Here is a 17,896-nt window from a genome sequence, read left to right on the forward strand (position 1 = left end):
TTGGCCACTCGGGACCCCCCAAATTTTACTTACCATTTTCGTCATCATTGCCCTAGGCAAAGTGAAAATGGTGCCGACTACCGGAATCGAACTGGTGACCTACTGATTACAAGTCAGTTGCTCTACCTACTGAGCTAAGTCGGCATAAGTGGAGCGCATTCTATTGAATGAATCTTGTGGATGCAACCGTTAAATTAAAAAAAAATCCGATTTTCACCACATTCTTTTTGTTTGACGACTTTTTGTACACATTTCGGGGAATTAGCGTAACCCTATTGCATGAATTATTTGATTTATCCCTTGCTTCAGGTATGTTCAGCACTCAGTCACTTTATTCCATGGTTAGGTTACCTATGAGTCCCTTTATGTCATTCAGTCGAGAGCAATGGTCAGCGCTTCGTAACGCCGTACCCATGACCCTCACAGAAGAAGACCTAAAAGAGCTTCAAGGCATCAATGAAAAACTAACTATGCAGGAAGCCACTGACGTCTATCTGCCACTTTCTAGGTTGCTTAACCTTTATGTTGCAGCAAGACAGCGCCGTAACTCTGTACTGGGTGAATTTTTGGGTAATACCGAACACACGCCACCGTTTGTCATAGGTATCGCAGGCAGCGTCGCGGTTGGTAAAAGTACCACCGCACGTCTTCTCAAAGCACTGTTAAGCCGCTGGGACAATCACCCAAAAGTGGAACTGATTACCACGGACGGCTTCTTGTACCCGAACAAGACACTACTAGAAAAAGGGCTGATGAGTAAAAAAGGCTTTCCAGAGTCTTACGACATGCGCCGCCTGGTGCAGTTTGTGTCTGATGTGAAAGCGTGCAAAAGAAATGTTCAGGCGCCGGTCTATTCGCACATCACTTACGACATCACGGAAGAAGAAAAGGTCGTTGACCTTCCTGACGTGCTGATTATTGAAGGGCTAAACGTACTGCAAAGTGGTATGGACTACCCACACGATCCACATCGCGTGTTCATCTCCGACTTCCTCGACTTTTCACTCTATGTCGATGCCGACAGCGAACAAATTGAACAGTGGTACGTCAATCGCTTTATGAAATTCCGTGAGGGTGCGTTTACTAAGCCAGGCTCTTACTTCAGTCACTACACTCAATTGACTGAAGCAGAAGCGCAATCTAAAGCAAAGACGATTTGGGCTTCGATCAATGGATTAAACTTGGTCGAAAACATCCTACCGACTAAAGAGCGTGCTCAGCTCATCTTACAGAAAGGCGCAGACCACAGTGTTGAGACCGTATATCTTAGAAAATAGGTAAAGTACTGGTCCTTGGTCCTTGGTCCTTGGTCCTTGGTCCTTGGTCCTTGGTCCTTGGAGGCATGAAACCTTTAATCGCTGGCTTTTCGTAGCGATATTTCACCGCCAACGTACGACTCAATCCCTCGCTCAGTTTCAAGCAGTACTGCGCCTGTCGCGTCAATGCCTCGCACAATGCCTTTGATCTCACGCTGACCCATGATCAGTTTGACTTCACGACCTAAGAAGTTGTCGTGCTGATTCCAGCGCTCGACAAAGCCATGCAAACCGCGCAGTTCATAATCTTCCAATGCCGCTTGCCAAGCTTTAATAAACGCGACGACGAGATCATTACGGCTAAATGGAGTATCAACCACGTCACTGAGTGATGTCCAAGGCTGATCGATACCGGTCACTTGCTCACTCATGTTGAGGTTCATTCCCATACCAATCACTAAGTTTGCGGCGCCGCCCGCTTGGCCTGACATTTCAACCAAAATTCCGGCGAGCTTTTTGTCACGGTAGTACAGGTCATTCGGCCACTTAAGCTTCACTCCCTCAATCCCTAGCTCTTGCAGTGCTTCAACGATAGCAACACCCACGACCAAGCTAAGCCCCATCGCCGCTGCCATCCCAGCTTCCAAGCGCCAGTACATCGATAGGTACAGGTTGCTGCCAAACGGCGATACCCATTGTCTGCCACGGCGTCCACGACCTTTAGCTTGATACTCTGAGATACAGACGCTGCCAGACTCTAAGGATTCTTGCTTGTCGAGTAGGTACTGGTTGGTTGAATCAATGATTGGGATCAGCTCAAACGTGTCGACACACTCTCTGCAAGGCGCTTTTCGCTTAATAGTTCCATCGGCTGAGCTAATTGATAGCCTTTGCCCTGAACTCGGAAAATATCTACGCCCCACTCTTGAATGCCTTTAATGTGTTTACTCACTGCCGCACGCGAGATCCCAAGATCTTCGCCCAATGTCTCACCTGAGTGGAAGCCACCAGTGGCGAGCCTGGTGAGTATAGCCAGCTTCATTTGATGTTCTCTCATAGCACATCCTTTAAATACACTTCATGCTTGCGCCCATAAAGCGCACCTCATGCTCAAGTTCAACACCAAATTTATCGAGCACGCTTTGACGTACAAACGCCGCTAGGCGAACCACATCGTCAGCCGTGGCATCATCATGATTAACCAAAACCAAAGCCTGGTTTGGATGCACCATAGCACCACCGATTTGATGCCCTTTCAGGCCGCACTGGTCAATAAGCCAGCCAGCCGCGAGTTTCATTCCATCCTCGGCTGGATAAGCGACAACTGCGTCGTGCTCAGACTTAACTGATGCGTACAAGGCTTGGCTGATAATTGGATTTTTGAAGAAGCTACCCGCGTTGCCAGTCACAGCAGGGTCAGGCAGTTTTTCTTGACGAACTTTCACAACGACATCGAACACCTGCTTAGGCGTTACAGTGGTCAGATCCAGCGATTGGAGCGGTCCATAGCTAAGGTTCGGGCGCCATTGTTTATCCAGCTCTAGGCCGATAGCCGTCACAATGGCCTTATCTTTCAAGGCATGTTTAAAAATAGAATCGCGATAGCCAAATTGACATTCATCTCGAGAAAGCCTTTTAACTTCGAACGTTTGCAAACAAAGATAATCAACGTAACGACAAACATCTTTTAGCTCAATACCGTAAGCGCCAATATTTTGAATCGGCGCGCTGCCCGAACAGCCCGGTATCAAGGCCAAATTTTCAATGCCCGCATAGCCATGTTCCACACACCACTTCACCAAATTTGGCCAATCCTCACCGCCACTAATATGTAGCTTGTGTGTGGATGCCGTATCGCTCACTTCAATACCGCTCAAGCGATTAATGATCACGACGCCCTCAAAAGGCGCAGTGAACAGCATATTACTGCCCTTACCTAACATCAGTTTTGGCAGATCTTGCCACTCTGGGCGCTGATAGACAGCAATTAAATCCTCAACCGAGTGAACCTCGACTAAAGCGTGACATTGCTGATCAATACCAAAGGTGTGATATGGGCGGAGCTGAGCGTTGTTTTGAATTTGCATGGGCGTCGATTGATGGCTTACACTGCCGCTATTCTATCCTTTTGGAGTCCGAATTGGCTATGGATACGTTAAATTTCGGTGTGCTTGACCCGATAAAGCTCCCGATTGCAAAAAAACTCTACAAAGCGCACTACCCTGCTGGTAAGCCAAAAAGCGATGAACGCATCGTGACGCTAAGTCGCAATCAAACCCTAAGTGCCCTGGTTCGTTTTCGCTCCATTGAGCAGTATCGGCTCATGACCGGTATGCTGGTCGTCCCCGAGCAGCGCGGTTTGGGTTTAGGTCACCAACTGATGGCGCAACTGCAACAAACGGAACTCAAAGATGGCGATTTTTGTTTCGCCCTGGGTCACCTTGAGAGTTTTTACGCACAGCATGGCTTTAAAACTCTAGCAGAAGAAGACTTACCCAACCCACTTAAACAGCTGTTTTGTCGCTATATTCAGGGTGGTAAGTCGCTCGTTGCGATGCGTTACCTTGATCCCCGTTAAACTTATCAACGGTTTACTACCCATTTAGGGCAAGAATTTGGTAAAATTCTAGGTTCGCAATTTTGCAATGACCAAAGGTACAGTCTCTACATGATGGCTTTTAGGAACTCTTTTGAACAGCTTCCCTCAATCGCGCAGGATCCGAGTAAACTCAATGTTTTACTCTCTGCAAGCGACTATCGCGAACATCTCATTCAAGCGATACGCGAAGCAAAGTCAAGAATCTACCTAGTCGCACTGTATTTGGAAGATGACGACGCAGGACGCCAAATTCTTAGCGAGCTTTATCAAGCGAAACAAAATAACCCAGCCCTGGATATTGCCGTCTGTGTTGACTGGCATCGAGCTCAGCGCGGTCTGATTGGCGCTAAGCAATCTGACGGCAACGCGGTGATGTATCGCGAGTTTCGTGAAAAACACCAATATGGTGTCCCTGTGTATGGTATTCCGGTTCGCGGTCGTGAAGTGTTCGGCGTACTGCACCTAAAAGGCTTTATCATCGACGATAAAGTGATTTACAGCGGTGCCAGCCTTAACAACATCTACCTGAATTATAAAGACCGCTATCGTTTCGACCGCTACCACGTGCTCGAAAACGCCAAGCTTGCCAACAGTATGGCGAACTTTGTGGCCACTGAGATGATCGCCAATCCAGCGGTCAATGACTTGTCGCTGCCACAAAAGCCAACCACAAAAGAAATCAAAGCGGAGATCCGCCAACTGCGTGGCTCACTATCTCAAGCACGCTATGAATTTGATGCCGAGCCTGCGAACGAGAGCCAAGTATCGGTCACGCCGATTGTGGGTATTGGTAAGCGTCGCAATAAGCTTAACCAAAGCATCAATCAGCTCCTTGCCAGCGCCAAAGACGAAATCTTTATTTGTACGCCTTATTTCAACTTCCCTAAATCGGTCGCGAAAGAGATCAAACGCGCGCTAAAACGCGGCGTCAAAGTGCGTATTGTCGTTGGTGATAAGACCGCTAACGACTTCTACATTTCACCAGAAGAAGACTTTAAGACCATTGGTGGCTTGCCGTATCTGTATGAAATGAACCTGCGTCGTTTTGCAAAAGCCAACGAAGCGCACATCGCAAGCCGTAATTTGTGTATCCGTCTTTGGAAGCACGATGACAACAGCTTCCACTTGAAAGGCATATGGGTGGATAAGCGCTACATGCTGATCACGGGTAACAACCTTAACCCACGCGCTTGGAGCCTAGATCTTGAGAACGCGATTCTGATTCAGGATCACTACTCGCACTTAGTTGAGAAGTTTGATGCTGAGATTGAGAATATTCTTGAACATACTCAGTTGATTTGTACTTACAAGCAGCTTGAGAAGGTGGAGAATTATCCGGTTCCGGTGCAGAAGTTGTTGAAGAAGATTACTCGGGTTAGAGCTGATCGGGTTTTGAAGCAGTTGCTTTAAGAAATCGGTCCTTGGTCCTTGAGATAAAATACCGTTCAAACAAAAAACCAGCCTCTCGGCTGGTTTTTCACATCGAACCTAAATCAATTAAGACTTAGCTTCACGGCTCGCACGCTTACGGTCGCTTTCCGATAGGAACTTCTTACGGATGCGGATGCTTTCAGGTGTGACTTCTACTAGCTCGTCATCGTCGATGAACTCAAGCGCTTGCTCTAGAGTCATGATGATTGGCGGAGTAAGAACCTGTGCGTCATCTGTACCAGATGCACGAACGTTAGTTAGCTGCTTACCTTTAAGCGGGTTAACCGTTAGGTCGTTGTCACGGCTGTGGATACCGATAACCATGCCTTCGTAAACCTCAACACCGTGACCGATAAACATACGGCCGCGCTCTTGTAGGTTGAACAGTGCGTTAGTCAGTGCTTTACCAGCACCGTTTGAGATAAGCACACCGTTTACACGCTGACCGATTTCACCGCCCTTGAATGGACCGTAGTGATCGAACGTGTGGTAAAGAAGACCAGAACCAGACGTTAGCGTCATGAACTCAGTTTGGAAACCGATTAGACCACGAGATGGCATCATGAAATCCATACGGATACGGCCTTTGCATCTGGAGCCATGTCAGTTAGCTCACCCTTACGAAGACCGATAGCTTCCATGATGCTACCTTGGTGCTCTTCCATTACGTCGATAGTCACAGTTTCGTACGGCTCTTGCTTCTGACCATCTTCTTCTTTGATGATAACTTCAGGACGAGAAACCGCTAGCTCGAAGCCTTCACGACGCATGTTTTCGATAAGGATAGATAGGTGTAATTCACCACGACCTGATACACGGAACTTGTCTGGATCGTCAAGTTGCTCAACGCGCAGTGCAACGTTGTGTACCAATTCTTTCTCTAGACGCTCAAGGATGTTACGTGAAGTCACGAACTTACCTTCTTTACCTGCGAATGGAGACGTGTTTACTTGGAACGTCATGGTTACTGTTGGTTCGTCAACAGACAGTGCTGGTAGTGCTTCTACTTCACCCTGCGCACAGATAGTGTCAGAGATTTTTAGCTCGCCAAGACCTGTGATTGCGATGATGTCGCCCGCCGTTGCTTGCTGAACTTCGTGACGCTCAAGGCCTAGGTAACCTAGGATAGTGCCTACTTTACCGTTGCGAGTCTTACCGTCTGCACCGATAACCGTTACTTGTTGGTTAGGCTTAACCGTACCGCGAGTTACACGGCCAACACCGATAACACCCACGTATGAGCTGTAGTCTAGCTGAGAGATCTGCATCTGTAGTGCACCCTCTGGGTCAACCGCTGGCGCTTCTACGTTGTCAACGATAGCTTGGAATAGTGCTTCCATGTTCTCGCCTTCTTCGCCTTCTTCAAGCGTCGCCCAACCGTTTAGTGCTGATGCGTAAACTACTTGGAAGTCTAGCTGTTCGTCAGATGCACCTAGGTTGTCGAATAGGTCAAATACTTGATCCATTACCCAATCAGGGCGAGCACCTGGACGGTCAATCTTGTTGATAACAACAATTGGCTTTAGACCGTGCGCGAAGGCTTTTTGCGTTACGAAACGCGTTTGTGGCATTGGACCGTCTACTGCGTCAACGATAAGTAGTACTGAGTCTACCATCGACATAATACGCTCTACTTCACCACCGAAGTCCGCGTGTCCCGGAGTATCTACGATGTTGATGTGGTAGTCGTTCCAGTTGATCGCGGTATTCTTAGCAAGAATGGTAATACCACGCTCTTTTTCAATATCGTTCGAGTCCATAACTCGCTCTTCAGTTTCACCGCGAGACTCAAGAGTACCGGATTGCTGAAGCAGCTTGTCAACAAGGGTAGTTTTACCGTGGTCAACGTGCGCGATAATCGCAATGTTTCTTAACTTATCAATCTGTGGAGTTGACATAGATTTCTTTCACTCAGTCAAGAGTCGCCGCACGATAGCCGCTGACTCGATTAAAAAAAACGCCCGCAATATACCAGAAATAACGAGAGTTGTGATCTTCTTCGTTGAAATCTTGCTTAAACATAGTCGCTTTAGACTGGTTTTGCTGTAAAACGACGCCACAAAGCCGCCACTTCACCAAATAGAAGCATGACCGAAGCCAAGCTCAAGGTATGGGTTGACAGGTGAACCAAAACCATGCTGAATGTATGGGCTATTTGATTCAACTTGGTGCAAGAATTTAACATTGCACACTAATAGTGCAATCAATGATCATTTTGGTGCAAACGTTTGCTCCAATTTGGGACTAAGTTTTTTATAGCATTGAAAAATAAAGGAATTATTTTTTGGCACGGTTCTAGCTTTATTAGAATCAGCATCGATTAACGCACTTCATTAAGCAGACGTTAATCAATGCCGATTAACACTAATCGAGCACTTAACCGCTTTAATAACACTGGAGGTTTTCCAAGATGTCAGTAGAAAATGTTCTATCGCTGATCCAAGAGAACGAAGTTAAATTCGTAGATCTACGCTTTACAGACACTAAGGGTAAAGAGCAACACGTTTCTATCCCTGCACACCAAGTAGACGCAGACTTCTTTGAAGAAGGTAAAATGTTTGACGGTTCTTCTGTTGCTGGCTGGAAAGGCATCAACGAGTCAGACATGGTGATGATGCCAGACGCAGCAAGCGCGGTTCTTGACCCATTCACTGAAGACGCAACTCTGAACATTCGTTGTGACATCCTAGAGCCTGCAACTATGCAAGGCTACGACCGTGACCCACGTTCAATCGCTAAGCGCGCTGAAGACTACCTACGCTCAACAGGTATCGCCGATACTGTTCTAGTGGGTCCAGAGCCAGAGTTCTTCCTATTCGACGACGTTAAGTTTGCAACAGACATGTCTGGTTCATTCTTCAAAATCGACGACGTAGAAGCAGCTTGGAACACAGGTACTGACTTCGAAGGCGGTAACAAAGGTCACCGTCCAGGCGTTAAAGGTGGTTACTTCCCAGTAGCGCCAGTTGACTCTTCTCAAGACATCCGTTCTGCAATGTGTCTCGTTCTAGAAGAAATGGGTCAAGTTGTTGAAGCGCACCACCACGAAGTAGCGACTGCGGGTCAGAACGAAATCGCAACTCGTTTCAACACGCTAACAGCTAAAGCGGACGAAATCCAAGTTTACAAGTACGTTGTACACAACGTTGCTCACGCATTTGGTAAAACAGCAACATTCATGCCTAAGCCACTAGTTGGTGACAACGGCAGCGGTATGCACGTTCACCAATCTCTAGCGAAAGACGGTGTTAACCTGTTCGCTGGCGACAAGTACGGCGGCCTATCTGAAATGGCGCTTTACTACATCGGTGGTGTTATCAAGCACGCTAAAGCAATCAACGCATTTGCTAACGCATCTACTAACTCGTACAAGCGTCTTGTACCAGGCTTCGAAGCACCAGTTATGCTTGCTTACTCTGCACGTAACCGCAGCGCTTCTATCCGTATCCCAGTGGTACCAAGCCCGAAAGCACGTCGTATCGAACTACGTTTCGGTGACCCATCAGCAAACCCATACCTATGTTTTGCTGCAATGCTTATGGCTGGTCTTGACGGTATCAAGAACAAGATCCACCCAGGCGAAGCAATGGATAAAGACCTTTACGATCTACCAGCTGAAGAAGCGGCAGAGATCCCAACAGTGGCTTACTCACTAAAAGAAGCGCTAGAGTGTCTAGACGCTGACCGTGAGTTCCTAACATCTGGCGGTGTATTCTCTGATGACTTTATCGATTCTTACATCGATCTTAAGTCTCAAGACGTAGAGAAAGTAAACATGACAACTCACCCACTTGAGTTTGAACTGTACTACTCTGTTTAATAGACAGAATGACATGACTTTCATGTTTTCATAATTATTAGGCTCGCCTCGCAGGCGGGCCTTTTTTCTATTCGAAATCCCCACTCTGCGCGTTAGCATTACTAGACTTTCTCACCCAATGTAAGGTCTATCGTATGATGCTGCGCGATGCATTTTTCCGACTATCGCTGGCTTATTCTTCCTTGTTAGCAGCCCTATCTTTGCGACCGATATTTATCATTGGAAAGACGAGCAAGGAAACCTCCACTTTAGCGATTTTCCCGATAGCAAAAATGCGCAGGCTCTATCGCTGCCAGATGTGCCTCCACCACCACAAGTTCTCAACGAGGCACCAGTGGATTGGACATCAAGCCCATTCTTGGATCAAAGCCAAGCTAAAACAAACGCGAAGCTCACCCTGACCATTGCAAGTCCGCAACATGATGCGACGATACGAAATAACGCTGGTGACTTCTCTGTCAGCGCCTTTCTCAAGGGCTCGCTGAATGAAGAACAAGCCTTGCAACTTCTTCTCGATGGCAAACCTTATGGCTCACCACAAACCACGACAAGTTGGCGTTTGACCAACATAGATCGCGGTACTCACACCTTAACCATACGAGTGCAGCAAAGCGGCAAGGTAATTGCATCATCCGATACTATAACAGTGCATCTTCATCGTGCATCGGTGCAATAGTAAGCAGAGCCGCCCTGACGCTTTTACTCTAGTTTAAATTGCGCCATACTTAGCTTATTCGATGCACCATTTTAGTGCACAGAGCGAACCTCGCTCGTGCAGTGCACCAAATTAGAACAGCGTAAGGAGAGCGTGTGGCAAACTGTGAATTGACCGATGCAATACTCAACAATGTTGTGACGGCAACATTGATGCTCAACGAAGGGCTGACGGTTCAATATGCCAACCCATCTGCTGAACAACTTTTTTCTCAAAGCTCAAAGCGCTTGGTGGGCTGTCACTTGTCGCAGTTTATTCAACACGCGTCGCTGGATCTCGCGCTACTCACTCAGCCCCTACAAAGCGGCCAAAGCATTACCGACAGCGACGTGACCTTTGTTGTTGATGGTAAGCCTTTACTGCTTGAGGTGACGGTCAGTCCACTCTCTTGGAACAAAGAGCTGATGCTGCTGGTAGAGATGCGCAAGATTGGCCAGCAAAAGAGGCTAACCCAAGAGCTTAACCAACATGCTCAGCAGCAAGCCGCAAAGCTTCTGGTTCGTGGCCTTGCCCATGAGATCAAAAACCCACTAGGGGGTTTGCGTGGCGCGGCGCAGCTGCTGTCGAAAATGTTGCCAGACCCTTCTCTCAACGAATACACCAACATTATTATTGAGCAAGCTGACCGACTAAGAGCCCTGGTCGATCGGCTACTCGGCCCACAAAAACCGGGCACCAAAAAACAAGAAAACCTCCATCTGATTTTGGAGAAAGTACGCCAGTTAGTGGAGCTAGAAGCCGGCGCTGGACTGGCTATCGAGCGCGACTACGATCCGAGTCTGCCGCCAATTTTAATGGACACGGATCAAATCGAGCAGGCGCTGCTCAATATCACCAGCAATGCCGCACAAATTCTCAGCCGTCAAGACAATGGCAAGATCACCATGCGTACCCGCACCGTGCATCAAGCCAACATACACGGTCAGCGCCACAAGCTCGCGGCTCGCATAGAAATTATCGACAATGGCCCAGGCATTCCTGCCGACCTTCAAGACACACTGTTTTACCCGATGGTCAGTGGTCGAGAAGGCGGCACCGGACTTGGCTTGTCCATTTCGCAAAACTTGATCGACCAACACAATGGAAAAATAGACGTAGAAAGTTGGCCCGGTCGTACCATTTTTACTATTTATCTGCCCATTTAAATGCCCTGAGAGGCGATTGGATGGCTTGCTGTAAGGAAGTTTGGCTATGAGTAAAGGAGTATGTATGGGTCGTCGATGACGACAGCTCGATACGATGGGTAATGGACAAAACCCTGTCGTCGGCAAACATTAAGTGTGAGACCTTCGCCGATGCGGAAAGCGTGCTAATGGCGTTGGAGCGTGAAACGCCAGATGTGTTGGTGTCGGACATTCGCATGCCTGGCATCGACGGTATTGAGCTGCTCAATCGCGTTCAGCAGAGCGCACCGGAGCTGCCAGTGATCATCATGACGGCGCACTCTGATTTGGACGCCGCGGTCAACGCTTATCAAAAAGGGGCGTTTGAGTACCTGCCAAAACCGTTCGATATCGACGAAACCCTCACCTTAGTCGAGCGTGCGATCACCCATAGCCAAGAGCAAAAAAGCGCCCTATCCACTGAAGAAACTATTGCCGCTGAAGCGCCAGAGATCATTGGTGAAGCACCCGCGATGCAAGAAGTGTTTCGCGCCATCGGCAGACTGTCACGCTCTTCCATATCAGTGCTCATCAACGGTGAATCAGGTACAGGTAAAGAGCTTGTCGCTCATGCGCTGCATCGCCATAGCCCTCGTTCAAGCAAACCTTTTATCGCTCTAAACATGGCGGCCATCCCTAAAGACTTGATCGAATCAGAGCTGTTCGGCCATGAGAAAGGCGCGTTTACCGGCGCTAACAGTGTGAGACAAGGCCGCTTTGAGCAAGCCAACGGCGGTACCCTGTTCTTGGATGAGATTGGTGACATGCCACTCGACATTCAAACCCGCTTACTGCGCGTGTTGGCCGACGGTCAGTTCTATCGCGTTGGTGGACACTCTGCCGTTAAAGTTGATGTGCGAATCGTCGCTGCTACGCACCAAAACTTGGAGAAGTTAGTGAATGAGGGGGAGTTTCGTGAAGACTTGTTCCATCGCTTGAACGTCATTCGCATCCACATACCTTCTCTGAGAGAGCGTAAGCAAGATATTGAAAAACTCACGCTGCACTTCCTCTCACTGGCTGCAGAAGAGCTAGGCGTAGAAACCAAATCACTCAATCCCGATACAGTCGAGATCCTCAACCAACTTGATTGGCCGGGTAACGTGCGCCAGCTAGAAAACACTTGTCGCTGGCTAACAGTGATGGCGAGTGGCAGTGAAATACTGCCCAATGACTTGCCACCAGAGTTACTTGATGAGCCGAAACGCATGACCGAGATGAGCGGCGGTGATTGGCAGCAACTGCTCTCATCATGGGCACAGCAAGCTCTAGCTTCGGGAGAAACTGAGATCCTCAATCGCGCTCAACCGGAGTTTGAACGCATTTTGCTTGAGGCAGCACTCTCGCATACCAATGGTCACAAACAAGATGCCGCTAAGGTGCTCGGCTGGGGTCGCAATACCCTAACTCGCAAGCTTAAAGAGCTCTACTAGCCATACTTCCAATACGTTATGGAGGAGTTTAGCAACCACTAACCCCTCCCGTTATTAAGCGACATATCAATAAAATAGGCCATTATTTGCCACAATGGCCTAAACTTCCCGCTAGTTTGGTCGATAAAATAACAGAGCGTGATAACCAGATACCCGCTCTTCTCGAATTATGTTTTATCGGTTAAGTGCCCTATCTCTATGCCTGGATTGTTTACGCTCTCTCTCAAAAAAGCACTCATTGCGCCTTTTATCGTGGTGTTCTTGTGCTCGGTTGGCACTATTTTGTGGCTGCAGAAGCAGCGTTACGATGACTTAGCGCTGGATGTAAGTGAAAAGCAGCTATCGAGTCTCACTACTAATGTGGTGCAGAGCTTGGATATCTACTTAGATAAACCGATGACCGCAGTAAAAGCGCTCGCTCACGCCATCGAATACCACAAGCTCTATACGCCGAACGACGCCACAAAGCTCGAGGATTATCTGCGTTCCAGTTTCGCTACTCTCAATGTCCAGTCACCACAAATCGACCTTATGGGATTTGGTGGTGAGCAGGGAGAATTTTTGGCCATGAGAGCGGCAGAACGCTCAGCAGAGCAGGCAAAATTCTCGTTAATGGTCAAAGATTCCGGTACCAACGGCGATCTACTGATCTATGCTGATGACCACAGAGGCTCGGATATCCTTGGTCACATTGCGGCCTACGATCCACGTCAACGCCCTTGGTATTTACCAATCCGCCAGCAGCTTCAAGCCGCATGGTCTGAGGTATATACCAACGCCGATGCTGCTCAAGAGGTCACTATTTCTGCCCTCGCCCCGGTGTTTCAATCGGAGTCTGGACAGCGTTCTTTAGTCGGTGTTGCCGCTGTTGATGTACAGATCGATACCTTCCGACAGTTTTTAGCCAGCTTGAATGTTACCCACCAGGCCAAAGTCTATGTGATGGACGCCAAACAAGCGCTGATCGCGCAAAGCGATTCGACAACGATCCTCGATGACTTAGGTCAGCGCCGTTTACTGACAAACAGCAAAGACCCAATGGTACAGCGCATTAGTCAAGCGATTGAAATGCTGTCCAACAAACAGTCCGTGTTATTGACTCATCAAGATGAACAGACTCAATACATCATGGTCAGTCACTACCAAACCAGCACTCAAATCAACTGGTATGTGGTTGTCGTAATCTCGGCTGCGGATCTGATGGGTGATATTCCCGTCGTCAGCCAGCAAACGCTTTGGGTTAGCCTTTTGCTTGGACTTGCTGGTATGGGACTAGGCATTTTTGTTCTCAACCGTCTCACTGTGCCACTATCGGAAACGGCAAAAGCAGCGAAACAGATCGCCAATGGCTCTTGGGATTACCCGCTACCTAAACGTAACCAAATCACGGAAATTTCACAGCTGTTGCAAAGCTTCTCGGCAATGCGTTCGCACCTTCAAGCTTCGTTTCATGCGCTCAGAGAGCAACTTGTCCGAGACAGCCTGACTAAACTCTACAGCCGCCAAGGGTTTATAGAAACCTGCGATTCACTTAAAGCGCAACAAAACGGCTGCGGAGCCATGCTGCTGATTGGTATCAACCAATTTCGTGACATCAATGACAGCTTGGGTCACCATTATGGCGATGTACTGCTGACCATCGTCGCTGAGCGCCTTAAAGCTTGGGTTCTCACGGAAAGTGGCGTGCTGGGACGTGTCGGCGGCGACGAGTTTGCCATCTATCTGCCCAATCTCAGCTCGCAAGAAAAGCTCTGTTATCAACATCGTCTAAAGCAAATTTTCGCAGCGCCGTTTGTCGTCGCTGGGGAGCCACTCAGCCTCAATATTTCCATCGGTGTCGCTCACGACTGTGATAATGCTGATATGTGCTTGAGAAATGCAGGAATTGCCTTGAGTCACGCCAAAACCGATAACAACAGGATCAGTGTCTACACGCCAGTAATGGCAGAGCAATCTAAGAACAAGACTCGAATGCTAACTTATCTGAGGCACGCACTCGATCATGACCTGTTCGAAGTTTACTTCCAGCCTTTGGTCGATATCCGCACTGGCGCGCCTTTTGGCGCAGAAGCGCTATTACGGCTGCGTGACCAAGATGGAAAGTTCATTTCGCCATTGAGCTTTATTCCTCTGGCGGAGAGCTCTGGCCTTATCAAAGCCATAGGGCAGCATATGGCGGCAGATGCGATGCAAACCGTCAAGCGCGCCATTGAACAAGGCAGGCTGCCACCGCAATTTCAACTGCACATCAATGTCTCCGTCATTGAGCTTTCTGATAAAGAGTATATTGGGCAGTTGCAGCGCTTGCTTGAGCAAACGAAATTCCCAGCGAAGCAATTGACGGTAGAAATTACCGAATCTCAGCTCGCTGATAACGATCCGGTAATCCTTGCCAATATGGCGCACATCAAAGCGCTTGGTGTAAGTATTGCGATTGATGACTTTGGCACCGGCTATTCATCGCTGGCCTACCTACACAAACTGCCGTTTGACAGCATTAAAATCGATAAGGCGTTTGTCGATAGATTAACGCGCGACAATGTCGATGATAGCGTTGTCGCCGCGATCAGCAAGCTATCACGAAGCTTTGGGTTTAGTCTGGTAGCAGAAGGCGTTGAAACGCCAGTACAAGCGGAGCTTATCCGTCTGCTGGGATGTCATCATGCGCAGGGGTACTTGTTCAGCCCACCACTACCGCTTGAGCAGTGGCCATCCCTACACTGGCAGCAAGAACCCAACATAGAGCCAACTACATAACAGGCACAAAAAAGTCCGCTATAGAGCGGACTTTTTAGGGTCAGTATTGAGTGCTTAAATCACGCGCGAAAACTGCTGCTGACGCGCACGTTGACGTAAGTACTTATCAAAGCTCATGCAGATGTTACGGATCAATAAACGACCACGGAGCGTCACATCAATCGTGTTCTCAGAGACGCTCACCAACTCATCATCAATGAAAGTCTGCAGTAGTGACATATCTTCTGCAAAGTACTGATTAAAGTCGATAGAGAAGGTGTTCTCGATGAACTTCTTATCTAGGCTAAAGTTACAGATGAGCTGCTTAATCACCTCACGACGGATCAAGTCATCTTTATCCAGCACAACCCCTTTCCACAAGGCATGACGCAATTCGTTGACCTGAGCGTAATACTTCTTCAGCTCTTTTTGGTTTTGTGCGTAGCTATCACCAATCATAGAGATCGCCGACACGCCGAAGCCGACCAAATCACAGTCACCCTGTGTGGTGTAGCCTTGGAAGTTACGATGCAATTCACCGGCACGTTGTGCTACCGCCAGTTCATCTTCTGGAAGTGCGAAGTGATCCATTCCGATAAACTGGTAACCAGCTCCGGTTAGCGTCGCGATGGTATCTTGCAAGATAGCCATCTTCTCTTCCGCTTGCGGTAGGTCTTCGTCTTTGATTTTAGCTGCGCGGCAAACAAATTAGGCATGTGAGCGTAGTTAAACACCGACAGACGACCCGGACGCATGGTTAGCACTTGCTCAAGAGTTTCAGCAAAGCGTGCTTGGGTCTGCTTTGGCAAGCCGTAGATCAAATCAAGGTTGGTAGAACGGAAGCCAAGCTCTTTAGCGCGTTTGGCCATCGCAAAGATAAACTCTTCGTCCTGCTCACGGTTAACCAAGGTTTGAACTTCTTTATTGAAGTCTTGCACGCCGATACTCAAACGGTTGAACCCTTCTTCACGAAGGTGGTCAAGCATGTCCAGTTCGATTTCGCGAGGGTCAACTTCAATACTGATTTCAGCGCTCTCTTCAAAGAAGAATTCACTACGCAGTATCGCCATCAAGCGACTGATCTGGCTCTTCGACAAAAAGGTCGGTGTGCCACCACCAAAGTGCAGCTGTGTTACTTTACGACCTTGCAGCAGAGTCGCACGCTGACGAATTTCGTGCTCAAGCACATCTAAGTACTCATCGGCCTTGTGAGCGTGACGAGTGATGACTTTATTGCAGCCACAGTAGTAGCAAAGCTTATGACAGAATGGGATGTGCACATACAGCGACAGCGGTCGGTCTGGGTATTGGGTACAAGCCATATCGAAATCAGAGATGGTATACGCTTCATGAAACTCAACCGCGGTTGGGTAAGAGGTGTAGCGTGGTCCCGAGTAGTTATACTTATCGAGAATCGCTTGATCCCAGACGATTTGCTGTTGAGTGTCGGATTGATTTTGAGACATGGTCATACTTCCAATAAACACGGTGCTGTCACCCTGCGACTGCCAACCTGTATTTGAGTTGGTAGCGCATTCGATAAGGCGCTATTTTGCCACACTAGTAAACCACATAGCGACTGTGGGTGTTTCAATCACTATGGTTTGATGCAAGCAATCGCCAAATTTGCTAGGGCGATCACTCGCCCTACCTAAAGCAGCAACCCTTAACCCACCAGCTTAATATCAATTTGATCGTTAAGCGGCTTTACTGTGCGTTGCAGCGCTTTCATCTCTTCAATGATGCTGTCATTGAGGCGCGCTTCGGCTTTTTGCCTAGCTAAATTGTCGCGCATGCGCTGCTGCTTTTCCATTGCTTGTCTCGCCTCACCGCGCGGCATGTCTTTAACGATATGGTAAAGCTCAGCAGTCGCTGGGAACTGCTTATCGAAATCAACACGCTCCTCACCTTGAACATAATCCATGATGTTGTAGAGACGGATGGCGGCTTCCGAAAGATCACACTGCCCTTGGATCGTCGCCAAGCAAATGGTATCAACACTTTCAAAAATGTTGGCATTGCGCTTTTTAATCGCTAGATCGCGATGCTGCTGTTGCAACTCCTTTTGCTTTTTAAGTTGCAGTAGCAAATACCCAGCGTAGCCTGCCAAACCCACAATAATGAGTGTGCCAATAATGGCTAACAGAGTAACGGTATTCATCTACTTTACCTCTCGCTATCCTTTGAACTGATCCATATCGACATCTTCGAACTGAGACAGAAGCTCGTCATCGCTGCTCGCTTTCTTGCTCGGTGCAGACATGGCTGCCACTGGCTCTTCGAACATTTCTTCTTCGTCGTACTCAGGTTCCATAAGACCCAGTTGGTTCATCAGCTTCTCAATGCGATCCAGCTTCTCATCGACGTACTTCTGAAGACCAGCACCTAGGTTCTCACCACTTTCGATGCGATCCAGCAACACGTTAAGTTGTGCATCATTCTCCAGCATCTCTAGCTCTTGTTCAGCAGAAAGACGGCGCTCAACCTTAGTCGGTTTTTTCTTCGGCTCAACAATCAGTGGGATCTTTTTCTTACTACCAAGGCGTGGATCCAGTTTTGCAGAACCTGTGCCCTGCTTCACTTCTTTACCTTCAGAGTGGCGGCTACCCGACTTCTGACCCTTGCGCTTTTTCAAACGCTTGCGAAGACGGCCGTCAACGTCCGCTTGTGAACGTTACGCGTAACCGCAACTACCGGTTCAGGTTCGAACCCGGCTTCTTGATTTTTCCTTACGTACTCTATT

General features: G+C 48.3%; 10 protein-coding genes, 1 tRNA gene and 5 pseudogenes. 9 read left to right on the forward strand and 7 right to left on the reverse strand.

Going from position 1 to position 17,896, the window contains the following annotated elements; genetic code table 11:
• Positions 1-68: 68 nt before the first annotated feature.
• Positions 69-144 (reverse strand) — tRNA-Thr (locus tag TZ48_RS04285).
• 209 nt (positions 145-353) lie between these two features.
• Here TZ48_RS04285 and coaA point away from each other — a divergent pair.
• Positions 354-1,277, forward strand: coding sequence for a type I pantothenate kinase (coaA, locus tag TZ48_RS04290; RefSeq protein ID WP_112478373.1), 924 nt, complete (start codon positions 354-356; stop codon positions 1,275-1,277).
• 74 nt (positions 1,278-1,351) lie between these two features.
• On the opposite strand, the pseudogene birA reads toward coaA, so the two are convergent.
• Both birA and murB read right to left on the reverse strand, forming a co-directional pair.
• Positions 1,352-2,313, reverse strand: a pseudogene (gene birA / locus TZ48_RS04295) (bifunctional biotin--[acetyl-CoA-carboxylase] ligase/biotin operon repressor BirA).
• 10 nt (positions 2,314-2,323) lie between these two features.
• The gene (gene murB / locus TZ48_RS04300) at positions 2,324-3,343 is read right to left on the reverse strand and encodes a UDP-N-acetylmuramate dehydrogenase (RefSeq protein WP_112478365.1); all 1,020 of its coding nucleotides are present in this window, start codon (positions 3,341-3,343) and stop codon (positions 2,324-2,326) included.
• A 59-nt stretch (positions 3,344-3,402) separates the two neighbouring features.
• Here murB and TZ48_RS04305 point away from each other — a divergent pair, with 59 nt between their 5' ends.
• Both TZ48_RS04305 and pssA read left to right on the forward strand, forming a co-directional pair.
• Positions 3,403-3,834 (forward strand): GNAT family N-acetyltransferase, encoded by a 432-nt coding sequence (locus tag TZ48_RS04305; RefSeq protein ID WP_112478374.1) that lies wholly within the window; start codon positions 3,403-3,405, stop codon positions 3,832-3,834.
• Positions 3,835-3,924: 90 nt separating this feature from the next.
• Entirely contained in the window at positions 3,925-5,265 is a 1,341-nt protein-coding gene (pssA, locus tag TZ48_RS04310; RefSeq protein ID WP_112478366.1) for a CDP-diacylglycerol--serine O-phosphatidyltransferase, read from the forward strand.
• Positions 5,266-5,352: 87 nt separating this feature from the next.
• Here pssA and typA read toward each other — a convergent pair.
• Positions 5,353-7,184 (reverse strand): annotated as a pseudogene (typA, locus tag TZ48_RS04315) (translational GTPase TypA).
• Positions 7,185-7,696: 512 nt separating this feature from the next.
• On the opposite strand from typA, the gene glnA reads away from it, so the two are divergent.
• The 6 genes and pseudogenes from glnA (at position 7,697) to TZ48_RS04340 (ending at position 15,174) form a co-directional block, all read left to right on the forward strand.
• Positions 7,697-9,106, forward strand: a complete 1,410-nt coding sequence (gene glnA / locus TZ48_RS04320) for a glutamate--ammonia ligase (protein WP_006074981.1) — start codon at positions 7,697-7,699, stop codon at positions 9,104-9,106.
• 163 nt (positions 9,107-9,269) lie between these two features.
• A pseudogene (locus TZ48_RS26245) lies at positions 9,270-9,422 on the forward strand (DUF4124 domain-containing protein); the annotation flags it as partial.
• 18 nt (positions 9,423-9,440) lie between these two features.
• On the forward strand, positions 9,441-9,782 hold the full coding sequence (locus TZ48_RS04325; RefSeq protein ID WP_162674487.1) for a hypothetical protein: 342 nt from the start codon (positions 9,441-9,443) through the stop codon (positions 9,780-9,782).
• A 134-nt stretch (positions 9,783-9,916) separates the two neighbouring features.
• Complete coding sequence (gene glnL / locus TZ48_RS04330; protein ID WP_112478368.1) at positions 9,917-10,966, forward strand: nitrogen regulation protein NR(II); 1,050 nt, start codon at positions 9,917-9,919, stop codon at positions 10,964-10,966.
• Between the two features lie 101 nt (positions 10,967-11,067).
• A complete protein-coding gene (gene glnG, locus TZ48_RS04335; protein ID WP_112478369.1) occupies positions 11,068-12,417 on the forward strand; it encodes a nitrogen regulation protein NR(I) in 1,350 nt (449 codons plus the stop codon).
• Positions 12,418-12,615: 198 nt separating this feature from the next.
• Entirely contained in the window at positions 12,616-15,174 is a 2,559-nt protein-coding gene (locus tag TZ48_RS04340) for a bifunctional diguanylate cyclase/phosphodiesterase (RefSeq protein WP_112478370.1), read from the forward strand.
• A gap of 54 nt (positions 15,175-15,228) precedes the next feature.
• Here TZ48_RS04340 and hemN read toward each other — a convergent pair.
• From hemN to yihI, 3 genes and pseudogenes are all read right to left on the reverse strand, one after another.
• Positions 15,229-16,619 (reverse strand): annotated as a pseudogene (gene hemN / locus TZ48_RS04345) (oxygen-independent coproporphyrinogen III oxidase).
• A gap of 200 nt (positions 16,620-16,819) precedes the next feature.
• A complete protein-coding gene (locus tag TZ48_RS04350) occupies positions 16,820-17,314 on the reverse strand; it encodes a DUF2489 domain-containing protein (RefSeq protein ID WP_112478371.1) in 495 nt (164 codons plus the stop codon).
• Between the two features lie 15 nt (positions 17,315-17,329).
• A pseudogene (gene yihI / locus TZ48_RS04355) lies at positions 17,330-17,895 on the reverse strand (Der GTPase-activating protein YihI).
• Position 17,896: the final 1 nt, after the last annotated feature.

This window comes from Vibrio variabilis (assembly GCF_003263785.1).
In the GTDB taxonomy this organism is placed as follows: Bacteria; Pseudomonadota; Gammaproteobacteria; order Enterobacterales; family Vibrionaceae; genus Vibrio; species Vibrio variabilis.